Here is an 18,396-nt window from a genome sequence, read left to right on the forward strand (position 1 = left end):
CCACCAGTGCGTATCCCGATAGGCGTTTCTCTAGGCGATCCTCGGCCCGACAGTCGACCACACGGCCCTGACCACGAGCTTCATCCGGTCAGGATCTCTAGACCAGACGAATTACGCGGAACGCAGGTTTGACGAGTAGTTGAGGAAGCTGTAGAACGGCAGGCCCGCGACCGCGACCGAGGACGGGAAGCTGCCGGGCCGGCTGTCCAGGAGGTGGCCGCCCGCGGTGGCGGTGTACCGCAGCCGCAGGCGCCACGCGTTCGAGTTCAGCTCCTTGAACCCGAAGTCGACGGTGCCGAGGTAGCCGTCGCGCAGCAGCAGCGCGACCTCCTCGACGTAGTCGTCGATGTCGCCGAGGGACGGTTTGCCGTAGAGGTTCGCCAGCATCCGCAGGTCCGCGCCGACCTTCGCACCGACGTAGCGGGCCTGGGTGATCGTGAATGAGTCGGAGGCCGACCGGGTCAGGGCGTACGTCATCAGGCCACCCCGAACGACGGGCCGAGCAGGTTGCGCCACGCCTCCACGGCGTCGCCCTTCGTCGGCGCGAGCGCCGCCCAGTTGATCTCCTCGAACGCGGCCTTCGCGACCTCGACGAGCCGGGCGCGGTGGTACTCGGTGTAGCTGCTCACGATGTTGTTGGCCGGGTTGACGGGGTCCCAGACCTGCATGGCGTCGCTGCTGGCGCCGATCGCAGAGCGGCGGTAGAAGTCGTTGAAGCTGATCGGGGTGCGCAGCTCGGTGTTGACGATGTAGGCCAGCACCTGCTCGAACGCGCGCGGGTAGTCGTGCACCGCGAGCGGCTGGCCGAGCCAGCCGTTGTCCCACAGGTGCGCGACGATCAGCTCGATGAGGAAGCTCTTGCACCGTAGCTGCTCGTCGGCGCGCTTCGCCTCGCGGATGAACGCCTTGAGCAAGCGGATGAGTTCAAGGTATTCGGCGCCGGCCGCGTTGCGGCGGGTGCGGATGAACTGCAGGTGCTGCGTGACGGAGGTCAGCACGCGCGTGCCGTCGCGGGTGACGAGGTACCCCTTGTCGTCAGGGTCGCCCACGTAGAGCACGGGCACGACGTCGATCTTCAGCTTCGTGCCGCGCATGATGATGCCCACCGCGTGGTCGGAGGGCACAAAGTCCTCGGCGACCTTCGTGTTGCCGTAGACCTCCTTGCAGCGCTCCAGCAGCCAGTTCAGCAGGTCGGCCTCCTTTACGTCGAGGCCGCCGACCCGGCTCGCGCGGACGTACGCCGCGACGTCGGCGTCCGAGCCCTCGCCGCGGCGCCGCCGGATCGCGGTGTGCTTCGCAGTGCTGCCCGACCCGCGGAGCTTCACGAGGTCGTAGCTGGGGTGCGCGGCGATGTGCGCCTCCAGCCGGTCGCGCAGGTAGCGGACCTGGCCCCGGCGCTGCTTGGCTTCCGGCTTGGGGACGTTGACCTTGGTGTCGGCATGGAGGACCAGCGTGTCGTGGTCAACATGGTGTTCGTGCGGCAAGTCGAGCTCCTGAATCTCACGGCGTGTTCGGTTTCACTGTAGCCCATGAAAGCGCTCCGCCTCCTCGCACCCTCCCGGCGTGTAGCGCGACCTGACGCCATGGGGGTGCCATGGTGACTAGATGCGGATCGAGTTCGCCGGACGGCAGCCGCTCCTGCGCCGCCTGACCCCGGTCCACCACGACGAGGCACCCGGACGGCTCGTGCTCGACCTCCGGCAGCTGACGTTCGCCAGCCCGCTCGACTTGGCGGCTGCCGCCGCGCTCGCACATACCGCTGCATCCATGAATGCACCGGTAAGTGTGCATATGCCGGAAGATATCGATGCGGTGTCATATATCGCTCGAATGGATCTTTTTGCGGCACTTCCACCGGGAAGCGAGGTCGTGGGTATACGACCGGAGCAGCAGCGCCTGGACCGCACCGACAAGTTGGTGGAAGTGATGCGGGTGTCGACGGAGACGGGGGACGAACTGATGGGGCGGGTCGGGCGCGTGGCTTTGGCTCGGCTCGAGGTTCCGTTCAGTCGTCGCGCGGTGCAAAGCATCGGCGAGTTGGTCGACAATGCCGTGAGTCACGGGGCGAGCACCATCGGAGCGTTCGCCGCCGTGCAGGCCTACTCCGGCCGGACTTCGAGACGCCGAGGGCTTGAGTTTGCGATTTGCGACACAGGCATCGGCATTCTGGAGCACCTGCGCAAGAACCCGGAGAACCGCGACCTGCCAGGCGACGAGGCTGCGCTGGAGCGCGCGTTGCAGCGGGGCGTCACCGGCACCGAGGACAAGCGAGGCAACGGCCTGGCGGACCTGTTCAACGTCACCGGCAACGCCGGCTACTCGCTGCTCGTTCTGCGCAGCGGACGGGGACTTGCCAGCGTGGCAGCCCGCCAGCATGATCGACGCCCAGCGTATGCGACTACGGAAGACGAGATCAGGGGAACATGGGCGTGGCTCCGGGTGCGGAATCCGTGACACCGTGTTTCAATGGTTTCATTGAACCTGGAGACGACGATGGATTCCGATGCTCTGGACTTTTCGGTAGACCAGTTCGGCGCCTTTCTGGCGACACGAAGCAAAGCCCAGCAAGCTCGTGAGCGCCTCGAACGAGAGATCAAGAGCGCTGGCGCAGGCACCGTGGTCACCGTCGACTTCAACGGCGTCGAGGCGATGACGATCAGCTTCGCCGACGAGTTCCTCGGCAAGCTCTACACCGCCCTCAGCGCAGGCGATCATCCGACAGCAGGGGTACGGCTTGCCGGTCTCAACGAAGAGACTCGGGAGGCAATCGACATATGCCTCGAACGCCGCGACCTCATAGCCTTGGCTCTGGACGACGGACCGACGCTCCTCGGGCGCACGGAACCACTCCAGGAAACCTTCGATGCCGTTCTGCAGCTGCGCGAGTTCCGCGCTGCCGACCTTGCCACGAGGCTCTCTATTACGGCTCAGAACGCCAACAATCGGCTCAAGCGCCTAGTAGACGCGGCAGCATTGCACCGGCGCCAGGCGGCCGTCTCTAACCGCGGCGGCAAGGAGTTCGTCTACACGCTCGTCGGGCTTGCCGGCTGACCATCAGCCACGCTCAGGCACGTCAACGCTCGAACGACACCGCGCAACCATGGCCGACTGGACCCGCGACTTCAATTGATGGCACCGATCGCCGCCGAACTGACAGCAGGGAAAGCCTGCAGCGGACGCGCACCGACTGGATCGAGCGCAATCGCGCGACCGCTACAGCGTTCATCTGGATCCACGTCACCCCGGGGCGAACACCGGTTCGTCCCCAACCGCTGCAGGCCCGCAGCCGTCGCCGGGGAGCCAGCAAGACCCCGGACAGACCATCAACCGTGCCGGTGACGCGCACGAACCAGCGGACCTGCGGGCCGCTACACATGCTCAGCAGAGTTTCTCCGCGAGTTCGCGGATGACCTCGCCGCCGCGATCGACCTCGCCAGAAGCGTGCTCAGTCACAATGACCTGGCGGCTTCCCAGTCGCCGGCGGCGGTGTTCGGCCGCTTGGCGGTGTCCCGCCGACCTCGGGCCCGTCCCCTGCCGAGTGGAGCGCTGGGAAACGGGCCCGACGTCGGTTGACCGCGACGAGAGCCATCACCACCGATCCGCTGGGCCACTGCCGGGGCGGCATTAGGCGGCGGAGCCGAGGACCAACCGCAGCGGGTGGTCGGCGGCCTGCGCCGGCCCGGGGTTGAGCGGGCCGGGCTGGCCGTGGCTGCTGGGCAGGCCGGCCAGGGTGAGCCGGTGGCGTCCGTTGCCGGCCAGCCGCCACACCGGACCTGCCGGATCCGGCCCGGATTCCGGCGAGGTCGTGGCGACGATCAGGCTCGGTTCGGGCCGGTCGGCGAGCTTGCGGTGCAGGTTCTGCTCCCGCAGCCGGCTGGGCAGGACGAACAGGATCGGGTACTGCGGGCCGCCTTCGGCTCGCAGCCGCCGGTGGGAGGCCAACTTGTCGATCAACCGGCCGATCGGTTCGGTGCCGCGGTCGAGTTCGATGAAGAATCCGGTTTCCTGGTCGCCGTCGGTCCAGACGCCGTGGCCGTCGGGTTTGATCCGGTGGCCGAACGCCGCCGCCGTGGTGCGTTCGGACCACCAGCGGGTCAGCGCCGCGCCCGGTCGGCGGCGGGCGTGCACGAGCAGGGAGACGAAGACGTCGTTGACAGCGAGGAGGTGCTCCAGGGTCGGGCTGGAGTAGACCCGATCCTGGCGTTCCCGCAGGACCCTGGCCGTGGGCGGGCTCTCGTCGCGGGCCAGGGCGACGTACCGGGAGGAGAGCAGGCCGGGCAGCCAGCAGACCGGGTTGGGTGCGCCGGGCCGGTTGCGGATGAACCGGTCAATGAAGCCGAGCCGGCGCAGCAGCTGCAGGCGGTGACGGCAGGTGGTGGGGTTGGAGAACAGGATCGAGGTGAGGTGCTCGGTGGTCAGGGTGGTGTGCTCGTCGAGGAGTGAGGCGATGGTGTAGTCGCGAGGCCGGAGGCGGTGGGAGATGTCGATGAGGGTGTGGTTGGAGGTTCGACGCAGGTCGGTCGTGCGGAGCACGACCAGGGGCGTGTCCCCCGTCGAGAGTTCCCCCTCGGGGAAGCGTCGGGATTCGGTGTGAGCGGACATGACGGCTCCTAGCTGGGCTGTTGGGTGGACGGGGGCGGCCTGGCCCCGGCAGTACGGCGCCGGGTGCCGGCCGGGTCGCTGGCTGTTGCGACGACCGGGTCCTGGCCGAGTGGGCAGAACCCTGACCGGACTGATCGGCGAGGAGATGCTTCGATCTGGCGAACGCCAGTGGCAGGCGTACGCTCGCGGTGTCCCTCAGCGGCTCCCCCGTGGTCGCTGAGGGACATTGGCGTTCAGCCATGACCTTGCCCGGAGACCGCGCCCCCGAGCAGTTGAGGTCCTCGATCGACTGCCGCCAAGGTCGTTGCTTGTCGTGGCTCTTGGGTTACGCGACGTCCTGTTGGGTCGCTGTTGGGTTGCCTGGATCGGAGTCATCGCCGTCCGGCGGATCGGCCACGCCAGCGATCTGGGCGATCGCCGTCCGGTTCGCGGAAGGGCCGGATACGGCCGCGGCTGCGGCCTGCCGGACCGCCGTCGCCTCACCGACCAGCGCCCGCGGCGGGTTGGTGCGCAGGGTGAACGCGGCGGTCTCGCGGCTGTTGACGACCAGCCGGCACGCCGCCCGGTAGGCGTCCAGATGGGACAGGTCGTGCTCGTCGAGCTCAGGCATCGTGTGCCGGGCCAGCTGGTGGGCGTCCTCCGGGGCGCAGGAGAAGAACACCTTGTTACGCGCGTTCGCGGAGATGGCCAGCTGCGTCTCCCGCGGCATCTGCGACAGATTTTGATGGGCCAACACGAGGCCGAAGTGGTAGCCGCGGGCCTCGGCGAGCATGTCGCCGACGCTGCCCGGCAGGTTCAGGAAGTTGTGCGCCTCGTCGATGTAGGCGAAGGAGTCCCGGCGGTCCGGCTCGGGTAGCCGGGCCCGTCCGGTCGCGGTCTGCCAGGCGGAGGCGAGGACGAAGCTGCCCATCAGCCGGGCGGTCTCCTCACCGATCTGTCCTTTCGGCAGCCGGGCGAGCAGGATGCCGCCGTCGAGGACGCGGCGCATGTCGAAGCTCGACTTCGGCGCGCCGAGGGTGCGGCGGACGAAGTCACGCAACAGGAAGGCCCGCAGCCGGGAGAGCACCGGGCCGATGACCTGGGCGCGCAGCGGCGGTGGGGTGGACTCGAACCATTCCCAGTAGCCGCGCAGGCCCTCGGGGTCGTCGAGGTCCTGGGTGAAGGCGTACCGGAACTTCTTGTCGTTGAGCAGCGGTGGGATCAGCGTCAGCGTGGCGTTGGCTTTGCGCAACAGGGTCAGGCACGCGACCCGGAGCGTGTCGTCGATGCGGGGTCCCCAGTGCTTGGCGAAGATCCGCCCGAAAATCGAGACGATGTTGTCCACGACCAGGTCGTGATCGTCGCCCTGCAGAGGGTTGAGGGTGGTGCCGGCCGGCTGGTCCGGGTCGATGATCGTCAGCCGTTTGGCGTGACTGGTCGGGATCCGGTCGAGCAGGTCGAGAACCAGGTCGCCCTTGGGGTCGATGACGACGACGCCGCGGCGGGAGTGGATGTCGTCGAGGATCATGTTGAGCAGCAGGGTGCTCTTGCCGGAGCCGGTGGAGCCGAGCACGTGCAGGTGCTGGCGGGCATCGGCGACGTTCACGGCGACAGAGTGGCCACCGACGTCGGCCTTGCCGAGCACCTTCGTGCCGCGTCCGCCAGAGGCGACGGCGACGGGGGCGGGCATCGGCTTGGCGCGGGCCCGGTCCAGACCCGGCACGGCGATGTCCTGCGGCAGCGCCGCGATCGTGGCCAACTCGGCCGTTGACAGCAGGAACCCGCGGCGCAGCATCCGGGCGGCCAGGACACGGGCCGGATGCTTGATGGTCAGCCGGCGTAGCCGGTTGCGGCCGGTCCAGGACCCGAACGCTGCGGCGATGCCGTGGGCAAGGGTGACCAGCCGCGCCTCCGGCCGGGATCCTTCGCGGTGGCCGGCGTGTGCGATGCCGTAGCGGATGGCGACTTCCCACTGGGTGCCGGTGAGCTTGTCGACGCCGGCGCGGCCGTCGCGTTCGCGCTGCGGGTCGGCGCCGGGAACCGGGGTGTGGCGTGCGGCCGGATGCGTGCGCCGGCCCGTGCTGAACAGCTCCAGGCTGAGGTCGAGAGCGACGCGCAGCCATGTGGCGGGGTCGAGCATGTCGCGCGGCGGCCGGCCGGTGCGCAGGCCCTGCACGCCGCGGCGCAACCGTCGGATTTGCCGGTTGGTGGCGGGCCGGGCGAGGACCTGCAGGCAGGCTGACTCGGCGGCGTGCAGCCCGGAGGCTGCGGCGATCAGGGTGCGCATCGGGTCGTTGTCGTGGTCGGTCTGCAGCGGGTACCAGGCCGGCAGGGTGGGGGCGAGCGCGCTGCCGACGTCGAGCGCGTCCAGGGGCAGCGGCGGGTCGGCGTCGGTGACGGTGCACGCCGCGCCGGGCCAGGCGCCGCGGATCGCGGCCTGGATCGGCCCGGTCCGGGTGGTTCCGGGAACCCAGACGGCGATGGTCAGTTCCCGGCCGCCCCACCGGTACTCGACGGCGATGTGCGCCCGGCCGTCCCGCAGGCGGCGCCGCCAGCCGGTGTGCAGGATTTCGGCGACGGTGGCCCAGAGGGTGGCGGCGCCGGCGGGATCGACCTCCGGCGGCGGCGACACGGTGATCAGCTGCGCGTGCCGGGCCATCCGGCGGTGCCGGCGGCCGGCCACGACGGTGCGCGCCGTGTAGCCGGCGGCGACGATGAGGACGGCGACGACCGCGAGCCAGGGACGGTCCCGACACCACCCGCCAGCGGCGGTGACGGTGTCGAGCAGCCATTGCGAGGGGCTGGGCAGCGGCGGCGCCGACGTTGTCGGCGGTGGGGTCGGGGGTGGTGTGGACGCGGGAACGAGCGCGGGGATGAGCGCGAAAACAGTGCTGATCACGGTTCTGCCCTTCAAAAGACGAAAAGGGCCGTGGGCCGCCGTTGCTGGCGGCCCACGGCCCTCAAGTGGTGTGGTCGCGTCACGGCCGGTCCGGCCGTGACGTTGTGGTGGTGGGGGTTACTCGTCGTCGGGCAGCTCCAGGTCACCGATACACAGCCGGTGCTCCTTTTTGGAGGCCACAGCGTGGAAGCCGACCCGGTGGGTGCCCGACATGAGCAGGCCTTCGCCGCGGCGGGCGCCGAGCAGTAGCCGTGCCTCGCCGGCGGTCAGGCCGAACACGTCGGCGACGATGTCGATCGCCTGGGGCGCCTGCCGTAGCAGGATCTGTGTGGCGGCGTTGGCGATGACGACCTGGCCGAGGTCGGAGCCGAGCAGGTCCCCGACGTCCTGGGTGATGACCGCCAGTCCCGCCCGCCGCTTGCGGGCGGACTTCGCGAGGCGGGAGAGGAACTTGGCGCCCTCGCCGTCGCGCAGCAGCGTCCAGGCTTCGTCGACGACGACCAGCCGCCTCGGTGTGTGCGCCGACCGGATGGCCGGGGTGTCCACCTCGCGCCAGATCGCGTCCAGCGCCAGGAGCATGCCGGGGGCGCGCAGCTCGTCCGCGAGATGCCTGGTCGACCAGCACACCAACTGTCCGGTCGGAACGGTTGTCGTGGGCCCGTCGAAGAGGTCCCGGAACGATCCGGTGGTCCACGGCGTCAGCCGTGCCGCGAGGGTGTCGGCGGCCTCGGTGTGCTGGGCGGTGAGCGCGGTGGCGACGTCGCGCAGCAGGGGTGCCTGTCGGCGCCAGGTGTCGGGGTCGTTGGAGATCCCGGCCTGGTCGTAGGCGTCGTTGATCGCCTTGTCCAGCGCGGCCCGCTCCGACGGCGGCGGCTGCTGCCCCAACAGGACGCTGATGAGGGTGTGTAGGAATAGTGCTCGGTAGGTGCGGGCCTGCGGTCGGCGGTCGCCGGGCGGGATGTCGAGGGGGTTGAGTCGTACCCCGCCGGCGCCGAGCGCGATGGTGACGCCGCCGACGGCGTCGGCGAGGCGGATGTATTCGTTGTCGGGGTCGATCACCGCGACGTGCACCGCGTCGGCCAGGGAGCGGAGGACTTCGAGTTTGACGAAGTAGCTTTTGCCGGCGCCGGAGCGGGCGAGGACGACGCTGTTGGCGTTGTGTTGCGCCCAGCGGTCCCACCACACGATGCCGTTGCTGTCGGGGTTGAGTCCGTAGAGCATGCCGCCGGTGGCACCGGGCTCACCGGGCAGCGGCGCCGGCAGATCCGACGAGGCGAGCGGGAACGCCGACGCGATCGCGTCGGTGTCCATCACCCGGCGCATGCCGAGCCTGTCAGTCGCGAGCGGAAGCGTGGTCGTCCAGCCCTGCAGCTGCCGCCAGGTCGCCGGCTGGGTGTCCAGCAAGATGGACGCGGCAGTGGCCCGCACATGCGCGACCGCCTCGACCAGCTCGTCGAGCGTGGTCGCGTGCACGCACAGGTACAGGCCAACCCGGAACAGCTTCGACTGGCCGCGGGCGATCCGGTCGGCCAACTCGGCGGCGTCGTCGGCGGCGGCCTCGGTCATCGGGTCGACGAGGCGGCCCTTCTCCGCGTCGGTGCGCCGGTTGGACTCCAACCGCGCCCGCTGCTTGCGCAGCCGGGCGGCCGCGACCTGCGGCGGCAGCGGGTCGATGTAGACGACGACGTCGACCCGTCCCGGCCAGGCCAGCAGCGGGTCCAACCAGGCCGGGCCGACCTCGGCCGGATAGCCGGTCACGATCAGCGTTGCCGCGTACCCGTCACCGACCCGCAGGTAGCGGGCGTTGTTCTCGATCGCGGCCGGGCCCAGAACGGCGGCGAGCCCGGCCGAATCGGCCGGGCTCGCGTCGGGGCTGGCGGTCTTGTGCCGTCGCAGTATGGGCATGTCAGTCTCCTGGTCCGGTGATGGCCGCGTCCGGCAGGGCACGGGCCCAGGTGACATCGGCCGGGGTGTACGGGTCGCTGGCGCAGGTCAACACCGCGGCGGCCCGGCCACCGTCGAGGACGGCGGTCTGCGCCCCGAGCGCGGACAACGCGGACGCGGCGTGCTCGGCCCGGCGCAGGACCTCGGTGTCCCGGCCCTTGTCCCCGGTGGCGGTGACCGCGACGGTGACGGTGCGCCACAGCGGGTCCCGCCGTGCCGCGAGGTCGTCGAGAAAGTCGGCATAGTCGCGGGCGGCGTCGGCCAAGTCTCGGTTGGCGATCGTCTCGGCGTTGTCGGCGATGCGCTGGGCGTGGCTGGACAGTTCGACCCGCTGGGCGGAGATCACGATCTGCACCGGCCCGGACAGGGAGTTGAGCCACCGGCCGTAGCTGCCGATCAGGGCGGCCTGCTCGTCTCCGGTGCGCAGCCCGATGTTCACAGTGGTGCAGGCGACCAGCGCCACCGCGTGCGACCCGGTATCGACGACGCCGGTGTCGCTGATCGCCTTGGCTGGCAGCCGCAGCACCGACACCGTTGCACCGGGCGTCTCGGTGGCCGGCGCCCAGCACGGTGCCGCTGTCGGCCGGCCGGCAGCGGCCGGGGCCAGCCGCTTGGGGCTGCGGGTGTGCCGCACCGCCGACAACAGCCAGGCGTCCATGGACAGGCCGTCGCGGCGGCCCAGCGCCAGCACGATCGCCGCCCCCGCGAGCGGGGTGAGGATCGCGATGAGCACCGGCTGCGGCAGCAGCGTGCCGACCACCCGAACGATGCCGTAGCCGATCACGCCGGCCACGGCCAGGATGGCCAACTGCCGGGCGGTCAACCCGTACACGATCTTGTCGGGGGTGTCGACGTCGGCCGGGATTCGTGCGCTGGGCATGGAATCAGGATCGTTTCGCATCAATGCTCCTTACGGTCTGACCGGCCAGCCAGTTGGCCGTGGCGTACCCGGCTGCGCGCGAGCGGGGATCGTGCGACCGCCACGACCGACGCTCAGCCCACGGCGCAGTCCTTGGGTGATCTGCTGGATCAGCACGACCCGCAGGATCATCCCCAGCGCGTTCGGCCTGGACTGGGTGACGTAGCGGCGCATCAGCCCGGGGATCTTGACGACACCCCACAGCAGGCAGACGACGATGAGCAGGTTCATGACCGCCGCGGGTTCGCCGCCCGGTATCGGCAGCCCCAGCACGCGCAGGTTGCTGTCCGGATTGAGGAAGACCCTCAGCGTGGTGTGCAGGGCGACCGCTTGGATGACCACCGTGCCGAGCGTGCCGAGCATGGTGCGCCACCACAGTTTGGCGGCGCCCTCGGTCTGCGGCGTGCCGTGCAGGGCCAAGGCGATGGGTGAGATACCGACGGCGACGACGAGCACCCCAAGCCGGATGATCCACTGCACAAGGAGGGTGCCGGTGAGCACCGCGATCAGCAGACCGATGAGCAGCAGCAGAAAGCTGACCGCCGTGGCGCCGGTCTGGCCGTTCAACGCGCTAACCGTGGTGTCGCGAAGCTGGTGCATCGAGCCGGGTGCGGTGATGTCCTGGCTGGTCAACGCGGCCGTCAACGCGTTGGCCAGCCCGATGACGGTGGAGCACAACGGGATGGCGAAGTTGGCGGCGATCAGGCCGATGACCAGGCGAGGGATCAGCTCGCCTGGCCCGACCTGGGACTGGATGGTGTCGCGGCCCATCACCAGGATGGCCGTCCACAGGAACGCCAGCACGTAGCAGACATTCACGATGCCCAGCGATGTGCTGGCGAAGGCGGTGACCTGTGGCAGCCCGGTCACGTCCGGGCTGACGAACGCGGTGACCGACAACAAGTCCCACAAGGCGTTCAGCGCGCCGATCACCATCTCGGCGAACCAGGTGAGGATCGGGCCGATGATCTGATCGGCGAGCCAGCCGCCCATCTCAGCCCCCGATCCAACCCTGCACGATCCCGAGCAGGATCGGCGCGAGGACCGCCAGGGCATAGCCGATGAGGGCGTTCTTGAACGCGGAGTTCGCCTTCTCGATCTCGGTCGGGTCGCCACCGGCGGCCAGACGACGCAGGCCACCGATGGTCAAGAACAGGGTGGCGACACCGACCAGCAGCCCGACGATCCAGGTCGTGATGTTGCCGATGATCACGGGCAGCGGGTACGCCGCCAGGATCTGCGGCTCGGCCGCGTACGCCGGAGCCGAGCTGGCCACGGTCGCCAGGAACGCGACGGCGATCAGGGTGGTGCGGTAGATGATGCGGCGGAACATGGTGGGCACCTCCCGCCCCGCGTACGGGGCTCGACATGGGTTGAGGTGCGCCCGCCGGGGACCGGGGCCGGCCGTGGGAGCGTCGCTCCTTCCAGCCATGAGGTGATCGGGTGCGAACACGGCCACTCAGGCCGGCCGCGCCCCGATCCCCGGGGCGCCGACACCGGCCGCTTCTCGGTCCGATGTCTTGCCCACGAAGGCCTGCTGTTGGGTGGCCAACACCACGTCCGCCGCCGCGACCGAACCCAACAACGACCCAACAGCCCGTCGCTGGTGGGTCGCACCCGCGGCACCGACTCGCTGTTGGGCGGCGGCCATTCTCTGTTGGGTCGCGGCGACCCGTTGTTGGGTCGCATCGCCAGGGCGGCTTCGGCGGGGACGCAGCGGCACGAACGCGAGGTCCCCGACCGCGATGGCCTCGGCGAGGCGCCGCTCAGCGCGAAGCCGCCACGCACTGGCCGTGCTGGGTGCGATGCCCAACCTGTCGGCGACCTGGGCGACGGTGGTGCCCTCCAGTCGGGTAGCGGCGATCAGGTTCGCCTCCTCGGCGTCGATGACGCCAGCCGCGACCGCACGGGCGAGCACCAGGTCAGGGTGGTCCCACGGGTGGATCGGGGCGATCGGACCGGCGGCCTCGGCGTGGATGAGCTGGGCGTCGGAGTCCGCGTCGCGGGCCTTCCGCGCGGCGCGCAGACCGGCATCGATGAGTCGGCCGCAGATGCGCGGTTCATCCAGGTCAATGGTCTTCAGCCGGGCGACGAACCCTGTGATCAGTTCCGAGTCCAGGTCGTCGGTGTCGCCGCGCCACCCGGCGGCCAGCATCCCGGCGACGCGGCGCAGCCCGGGCATGGCCACTCCGACCGCGGCGACAACCCACGCGGGGCCGTCCCGGCGGGCCCGTACGACCAGCTCCCGCCACACCGCGTCGCGGACCTCGACGCTCGTCGCTGGCCACAGCAGCAGGTCGCGGAGCTGGTCCACGGGCAGGATCTCGTCGGGCAAGCCGTCAAAGCCGCGGCCGTCGAACCCGACGTGGGTGGGTGGCTGAACCAGAAGGGTGAAGGCGCGTTGCGCCGCGTCCAGCGGCGACGACGGCCAGCTTGAAGCAGACATGCCAGCCTCGCAATGGGATCGGGTACGGCTCGGCTGCAGTACGAGATCCCCATCCGCGCACGTCAACCCAACAGCACCCACCAACAAGATCAACCCGAGGTGACTGTTGGGCCAGGTCAGGCCGCTACGCGCCCAACACCCATCGGCAGTCCACTGTCGCGGTTCACCGCCCCGCCGGATCACCAACAGCGCAGGTGAGCGGACTTGTTGGGCGCTGTTGGGCGCTGTTGGGCGGTAGGATCGCCGCAACGGCGGGGAAGCGGGGCACGGCCGCCGGGCGGCGAACTACAACGGCCGCACGCCGCCCGGGTTTGCCACTCCGACCGCGCGCGTCCGCCACGCTTCGCTGACTCGCCCCGCACGCTGATCGCCGCGTAGCGCCAAGGCGTTCCGGCCCTCTTCGCGGCCCGTCCGCCTTGGCGGCTGTTGTCCACCCAACAGACCGGCCACCACAGCTGTCGGGTGCGGCAGTGGCGCACCCGTTGGGCGCGGGCACCAACAGCCGCGCCGACCGTCGGAAGGTCCGGGGCAACAGCGGCGGCCAACGCTGGAGTCCCGGTGTTGGGCACGGCTCCCATCAATGCGCGGCAACTGTTGGGCTGTGTTGGGCACAGGCTCCGCCAACACCGAGCGGACGCGGCTGTTGTTGGGCATTTGGTAGATGCGAACACGGCCAGTCGGGCGCGGGAGCCAACCGCCCCATGACTGCATACTCGAATCCCAACCCCCAGGCACCAGACCACCGGCCCATTCCCACCGGCGAGCGCGCCGCGACCCGCGACGACTCACCTCGAGTCGCCGCCGCCGTACCCATTACCGTCTGGCGACTCGACGACCACGGCGACGACCAAGCGACGACTGACCCGGCTGCCGGCTTTGCGTCGCGACTCGCCCGGCGACTCGTCCTCGTCTACACATCCCGCGGCGAGGCAGTCGTGGATTTTGATCACGACCTACACCTGCACCAGGCGGCGACGACAACCGATCGGCGTTACCTCCCCATCACCGATGCCGCTGATGTGGCGGAGCTCGGTCAGCTCGACCGGCCGATCGGCCTGATCACGCTACGGTGGCCGCGGCCGAACCCGACGAACTCCGCCGAGCTTACGGCTGACATGTTCACCGGTTGTCGGCTGATGATGAGCCAGGGCGCGAGCATCGTCGCAGCCGTCCGTCCCGCCTACCCGGACGAACTTGGCTTCACCTTCGCCACCCAGGAGCACACGCTGCGCGTCGCAGCCGAGAAAGCCGGGCTGGCTCACGTGCTCCAGATCGTGGCGGTCAGCGCGCCCGGCCACGGCGACGAGTTTCTGTACTACGCGAGCCAAGCCGAAGCCAGCCTGGCTACCACGAGAGGCGCCCCGGTGGGCTCCGCCCTGCACATCGACCTGTTGGTCTTCGAGAGGGACGCGAATCGTGATGACCGGCCCTGAGATTGTCCCCCGCGAGTCCGGTGACCCAGTCTTGGGTCACCGCGATTCGCGCGCTACCCCAGACGACGCGTCGCGAGTCGGCTACGCCGCGCCGCACGACAGCTCCAACCCGGGTCGCGCAGCGGCTGACCGAAACTCCTCGACCGGGCTTCGACACGATGCCTCATTCGTAGATCAGCTTTGGTCAGCGCTGCACCCCGAGGCTGGGTCCGAGCAAGCGCCACGCTTGGGCCTGCCGGTCCCCCGTCTGGCAACGCCGCCGAACCGCGACTCGACGTACTACACGATGACGGCGATTGACGTGTGGGGCCGCCTCGCTGACCGTTCGCCGCTGCACCGATTGCATTGGCGACCCGGGCTTCCCGTTGCCGTTTCCATCACGCAGGACGCCGTTCTCGTCATCCCACACCGCGACGGACGACACACCGTTACCCGCCAAGGACACCTTCGCCTGCCCGCCGCTGTGCGACGGGTGGCCCGCCTGGAAGCAGGCGATCGACTGCTCCTGGCGGCTTGCCCAGCCCGGAACTTCCTGGTGGCCTACCCGATGTTCGTCGTAGACGCCATGCTGCTGGCCCATCACGCTCATGTCCGCAGGACATCGCGATGACCGCACGCGACAACGTCGTTGGCGGCGCCGAGCTGGAAGCGGCGCGGTTTCTGCTCGCGCGGATGGGCATCACGCCTGAACAGCTCCTCGCCGGACCGTCCGCTTCCCCGCCAATGAGGTCTATGCCCACGTTCGCCGAGTACATCGACCGGGTCTCCGGCGTCGTGACCGTCGGAACACGCCGTGTCTACGACACCTATTGGAAACGGGTACGGCACGTCTGGGGTGACCGACGCATCGACGAGCCCACACCGTTGGAAATCAAGCAACTTGCCGAGGATACGAAGAGAACAGCGGTGGCGAGGAGCAACTCGCGTGGCGGCAGAGCGGCTGCGGAGCACCTGATCTCGTCCCTGCGGTGCCTCTACAAGTACGCGGCGGCGGACGGCCTGATCGCCGAAGGCGACAACCCTGCAACGCGCGTCGCCAAGCCACGCCGGCTCGCCAGCACTCGCAGGGCGATTCCCGAGGCCCGGATAGCGGAGATCATCGCCGTGGCCCAGACGACCGGTAACGACCCCGACCTCGACTCGTTGTTGCTGAGACTCCACATGGAGACGGCATGCCGCCGTGGCGGCGCTCTGGCGCTTCGTCCTTGCGACCTTGACTCGGCGCAATGCCTGGTGCGGCTGAGCGAGAAGGGCGAGACCGTGCGCTGGCAGCCGGTGTCGCCGACCTTGATGCGGCAGCTTCTGAGGCACGGCGAAGAGCGCGGCACCGGCGATCCACGGGATCAGTTGTTGCGCTACCGCAACGGCCAACCGATCACGGCTCGCCGCTACGACCACCTGTGGCAACGCATCGGCAAGCACCTGTCCTGGGTCGCTGTACAACAGATCAGCACCCACTGGCTGCGGCACACGACACTGACATGGGTGGAACGGCATCACGGCTACGCGGTCGCGCGGGCGTACGCCGGACACGAGGGGAAGAACGACGCCGGCACGACCTCGACTTACATTCGGGCAGATGTCTACGAGGTCGCGGCCGCGTTGGCCGCCCTTACCGGCGAACCACACCCGCTCGCGGTGCCAACGGCCAGTGCCGGCATGGCGGGGCGCCAAATCCGAGAACCGCACGCCGATCCATGATCCGATGCGCAATGGTGCGGTCGCCCTGGTCGGTGCCCGTCAGTGTGACGTCGACGCCGACCAGGGACCTCTGCGACCGCTGCGATGCCCGGCCGCCCGTCCGAGATGGTGGCCGGGCTCGCTCAGGCCAAAGGATGCGGCTCGCCCGTGAGGGCAGCCAACGCAGCCGCTACCTCATGGACGCTCGCCCGCACGTACGTTGCCGTGACGCCTCCTCCCCCGCTGTCCGTATGGCCGGCGTAGGCGCGGGCCAGGGCGTAGCCGAAGTTCCTCTCGACCCACGTCAGCGTCGTGTGCCGCAGCCAGTGGGTGCTGATCTGCTGGGCCGCCACCCAGGGCAGATGCTTGCCGATGCGCTGCCACAGGTGGTCGTAGCGCCGGTAGGTGATCGGTTGACCGCTGCGGTAGCGCAGCAGCGGCGTCGCCGGGGACGCTGGCCGATCATCTACGTGCTGTTGCAGGTGGCGCATCAAGGTGGGCGAGATCGGCTGCCAGCGCACGGTGCCGCCCTTCTCGTGCAGCAGCACGAGGCACTGGTCCGGGTCGAGATCGGCTGGCCGAAGCGCCAAGGCACCACCCCGGCGGCAGGCGGTTTCGGTGTGCAGCCGCAGCAGCAGACTGTCCAGCGCCGGATCGTCGCCGGTGCTGGCCGCGATCCGGTTGATCTCCGCCAGGCGGTCGTCCGGCACCGCCCGGCGGGTGCTGGGCAGCCGCCGGGGCTTGGCCACTTTCCTCGCCGGGTTGTCCGCCTCGGCCAGATGGCCGTCGGCGACAGCGTGGTTGTACAGACAACGCAGGGCGGCGATGAGATGCTCGGCCGCGCTGCGCCCACCGCGGGCATTACGGCGGGCGATCACGTTAGTCCTGACATGCTCGGCCAACCGCTCGATATCCGACGGGGTGGGCTCGTCCAACCGGCGCTGCCCCCACTGCTCAAGGACTCGGTTCCAGTACGGGCCATACACCCGGCGGGTGCCGGCACTGACCGCATCGGAGACCACCGGAATGTAGTCGGCGAACGTTGGCGCCGGCGCACGGGCCGCACCGGCGTGCACCAGGTCGTCGGGGGAGATGCCCAGCCGCGACAGCAACACCAGCGCCGCGTCCAGGTCGGCCTGGCTGGGTGCGGGAATCGGCTGCCCCGTCATGCGGCCTCACCACCCAGCACGGCGGTGTGAAACGCCGTGATCATGGCATGGAGTGCGGCCGGTGGGTGAACCACGAGACGCTCGGCGTCGGCGACAAGCAGCACCCGAGTGCCGGGCACGAGCCCGCACCAGTGCCGAACCGTCGCCGGCAGCCGCACCTGACCCGGCCGGGTCACCCGGAACACAGCCTGCGGATCCGCGGTGAGCAGGACAAGACCGCCGCTGACCCGGATATCCAAGCGGGTACCCGCCACCCAACCCAGCGATGGGATGACGGTGGCATCAGACAGGCGACCGTTGCAGTCGATCGCCGCCATCCCGCAGATCGGCGACGGTCCGCCCGGTGAGGCAAGCTGCGCGACCGGCAACGCCCGCCGCGGGTTCGCTGCCCCGGCCTGACGGCTGCCATGCACCGTAGGCGGGACGACCGGGGATACGACGCGGTCGGTCACGATGGCCACCCCCGCCCGCGGACGGAGATCGACAGGGCCGATAGGCCAGTAGTGGAGTGGTCAAGCGCGCTTGACCACCAGTACGTCAATTCACGCAGATATGCTGGGAAATTGTGTCCGAGGGGGGACTTGAACCCCCACGCCCTATACGGGCACTAGCACCTCAAGCTAGCGCGTCTGCCATTCCGCCACCCGGACCTGCATCGTCCAGCCTACCGCGCCGATCCGGGTGAACCGTCACCCGTTCGGCCGCCCGGCGGGCCGCACGGGGAGTTACTGTACACGGCCGGGGTGGATCATGCACATCGGCTTCCACCCCTCCCGCCGCGACCCATCCCGCCCAGCTCAGCCCGGGTCAGGCGGCGCCGGCGAGGATGGGACGAGCGCGCCCCGGGTAGCGTGCGGGCGCCGTCAACCGGCAGCATGGCCACGTGTCCCATCCCGCTTCCCTGGCCGTCGTCCAACAGAGGGCTCTCGCGCTGCGCGCCGCTGGCGATCTGACCGCCGCCCGCCGGATGCTCGCCGAGACCATCGGGTCCGCCCGAGCGGCGTACGGCGAAGACCACCCGGATGTGCTCAACACAGCGCACCTGCTGGCCCGGCTGCACCGTGAGGCGGACGACCCGGGCACCGCCCGCCGGGTTCTGGAGGAGGCGTTCGCGGCGGGCGAGCGCCGCTGGTCGCACGCCGAGCCGCTGATGCTGGCGCTCTCGTTCGAGCTGGCCGGCGTAGCTGACGAACTGGGCAATCGGCACGAAGCACGCCGCAACTACATCCGCATCGCCACCGCCGGGCCCGCCGTGCTCGGTGCCGACCACCCGGCCGTACGCACCGCGCAGCAGTACCTCGGCCAGGCCGCTCCCACCCCGGAAC

Annotated in this window: 17 protein-coding genes and 1 tRNA gene; 5 read left to right on the top strand and 13 right to left on the bottom strand. The window is 69.8% G+C overall.

What is annotated here, in order from left to right:
- Nucleotides 1-111 precede the first annotated feature (111 nt).
- Both DLJ47_RS34100 and DLJ47_RS34105 read right to left on the bottom strand, forming a co-directional pair.
- Nucleotides 112-477 (bottom strand): HORMA-1 domain-containing protein, encoded by a 366-nt coding sequence (locus tag DLJ47_RS34100; RefSeq protein ID WP_158289933.1) that lies wholly within the window; start codon nt 475-477, stop codon nt 112-114.
- Nucleotides 477-1,484 (bottom strand): CBASS oligonucleotide cyclase, encoded by a 1,008-nt coding sequence (locus DLJ47_RS34105; RefSeq protein WP_199236122.1) that lies wholly within the window; start codon nt 1,482-1,484, stop codon nt 477-479. Before DLJ47_RS34105 ends, DLJ47_RS34100 begins: the two co-directional genes overlap by 1 nt.
- A gap of 121 nt (nt 1,485-1,605) precedes the next feature.
- Between DLJ47_RS34105 and DLJ47_RS34110 the strand changes: the two genes are divergently transcribed.
- Both DLJ47_RS34110 and DLJ47_RS34115 read left to right on the top strand, forming a co-directional pair.
- Nucleotides 1,606-2,454, top strand: coding sequence for a hypothetical protein (locus DLJ47_RS34110; protein ID WP_109906336.1), 849 nt, complete (start codon nt 1,606-1,608; stop codon nt 2,452-2,454).
- Between the two features lie 21 nt (nt 2,455-2,475).
- Nucleotides 2,476-3,051, top strand: coding sequence for an STAS-like domain-containing protein (locus DLJ47_RS34115; protein WP_158289934.1), 576 nt, complete (start codon nt 2,476-2,478; stop codon nt 3,049-3,051).
- 573 nt (nt 3,052-3,624) lie between these two features.
- On the opposite strand, the gene DLJ47_RS34120 is transcribed toward DLJ47_RS34115, so the two are convergent.
- From DLJ47_RS34120 to DLJ47_RS34150, 7 genes are all read right to left on the bottom strand, one after another.
- Nucleotides 3,625-4,602 (bottom strand): replication-relaxation family protein, encoded by a 978-nt coding sequence (locus tag DLJ47_RS34120; protein ID WP_109906339.1) that lies wholly within the window; start codon nt 4,600-4,602, stop codon nt 3,625-3,627.
- A 325-nt stretch (nt 4,603-4,927) separates the two neighbouring features.
- Nucleotides 4,928-7,480 (bottom strand): helicase HerA domain-containing protein, encoded by a 2,553-nt coding sequence (locus DLJ47_RS34125; RefSeq protein WP_233258172.1) that lies wholly within the window; start codon nt 7,478-7,480, stop codon nt 4,928-4,930.
- 117 nt (nt 7,481-7,597) lie between these two features.
- On the bottom strand, nt 7,598-9,385 hold the full coding sequence (locus DLJ47_RS34130; RefSeq protein WP_109906340.1) for a VirB4 family type IV secretion system protein: 1,788 nt from the start codon (nt 9,383-9,385) through the stop codon (nt 7,598-7,600).
- A 1-nt stretch (nt 9,386) separates the two neighbouring features.
- Nucleotides 9,387-10,304 (bottom strand): PrgI family protein, encoded by a 918-nt coding sequence (locus DLJ47_RS34135; protein ID WP_158289935.1) that lies wholly within the window; start codon nt 10,302-10,304, stop codon nt 9,387-9,389.
- 30 nt (nt 10,305-10,334) lie between these two features.
- Entirely contained in the window at nt 10,335-11,336 is a 1,002-nt protein-coding gene (locus DLJ47_RS34140) for a conjugal transfer protein TrbL family protein (protein WP_109906342.1), read from the bottom strand.
- A 1-nt stretch (nt 11,337) separates the two neighbouring features.
- Entirely contained in the window at nt 11,338-11,676 is a 339-nt protein-coding gene (locus DLJ47_RS34145) for a pilin (RefSeq protein ID WP_233258173.1), read from the bottom strand.
- Nucleotides 11,677-11,802: 126 nt separating this feature from the next.
- The gene (locus tag DLJ47_RS34150) at nt 11,803-12,882 is read right to left on the bottom strand and encodes a sigma-70 family RNA polymerase sigma factor (protein WP_146228269.1); all 1,080 of its coding nucleotides are present in this window, start codon (nt 12,880-12,882) and stop codon (nt 11,803-11,805) included.
- Between the two features lie 608 nt (nt 12,883-13,490).
- Here DLJ47_RS34150 and DLJ47_RS34155 point away from each other — a divergent pair.
- Nucleotides 13,491-14,222, top strand: coding sequence for a hypothetical protein (locus tag DLJ47_RS34155; RefSeq protein WP_146228270.1), 732 nt, complete (start codon nt 13,491-13,493; stop codon nt 14,220-14,222).
- Nucleotides 14,223-14,406: 184 nt separating this feature from the next.
- On the opposite strand, the gene DLJ47_RS35535 is transcribed toward DLJ47_RS34155, so the two are convergent.
- Nucleotides 14,407-14,811: a hypothetical protein gene (locus DLJ47_RS35535; RefSeq protein WP_146228271.1), complete on the bottom strand. Its 405-nt coding sequence runs from the start codon at nt 14,809-14,811 to the stop codon at nt 14,407-14,409.
- A gap of 17 nt (nt 14,812-14,828) precedes the next feature.
- On the opposite strand from DLJ47_RS35535, the gene DLJ47_RS34160 reads away from it, so the two are divergent.
- Nucleotides 14,829-15,923, top strand: coding sequence for a tyrosine-type recombinase/integrase (locus DLJ47_RS34160; RefSeq protein ID WP_109906345.1), 1,095 nt, complete (start codon nt 14,829-14,831; stop codon nt 15,921-15,923).
- Nucleotides 15,924-16,045: 122 nt separating this feature from the next.
- Here the strand turns inward: DLJ47_RS34160 and DLJ47_RS34165 are convergent, their stop codons facing one another.
- The 3 genes from DLJ47_RS34165 to DLJ47_RS34175 all read right to left on the bottom strand — a co-directional run bounded on the left by DLJ47_RS34165 (nt 16,046) and on the right by DLJ47_RS34175 (nt 17,721).
- Nucleotides 16,046-17,071 (bottom strand): tyrosine-type recombinase/integrase, encoded by a 1,026-nt coding sequence (locus DLJ47_RS34165; RefSeq protein WP_109906346.1) that lies wholly within the window; start codon nt 17,069-17,071, stop codon nt 16,046-16,048.
- Nucleotides 17,068-17,523 carry an AbrB/MazE/SpoVT family DNA-binding domain-containing protein gene (locus DLJ47_RS37400; protein WP_233258174.1) on the bottom strand — a complete coding sequence of 152 codons (456 nt, stop codon included), beginning with the start codon at nt 17,521-17,523 and terminating at the stop codon, nt 17,068-17,070. Before DLJ47_RS37400 ends, DLJ47_RS34165 begins: the two co-directional genes overlap by 4 nt.
- 114 nt (nt 17,524-17,637) lie before the next feature.
- A tRNA-Leu gene (locus DLJ47_RS34175) sits at nt 17,638-17,721 on the bottom strand.
- A 233-nt stretch (nt 17,722-17,954) separates the two neighbouring features.
- Between DLJ47_RS34175 and DLJ47_RS34180 the strand changes: the two genes are divergently transcribed.
- On the top strand, nt 17,955-18,396 hold a 442-nt coding region (locus DLJ47_RS34180), incomplete at its 3' end, for a tetratricopeptide repeat protein (RefSeq protein ID WP_199236123.1).

The organism is Micromonospora sp. S4605, from assembly GCF_003176715.1.
GTDB classification, from domain to species: Bacteria; Actinomycetota; Actinomycetes; order Mycobacteriales; family Micromonosporaceae; genus Micromonospora; species Micromonospora echinaurantiaca.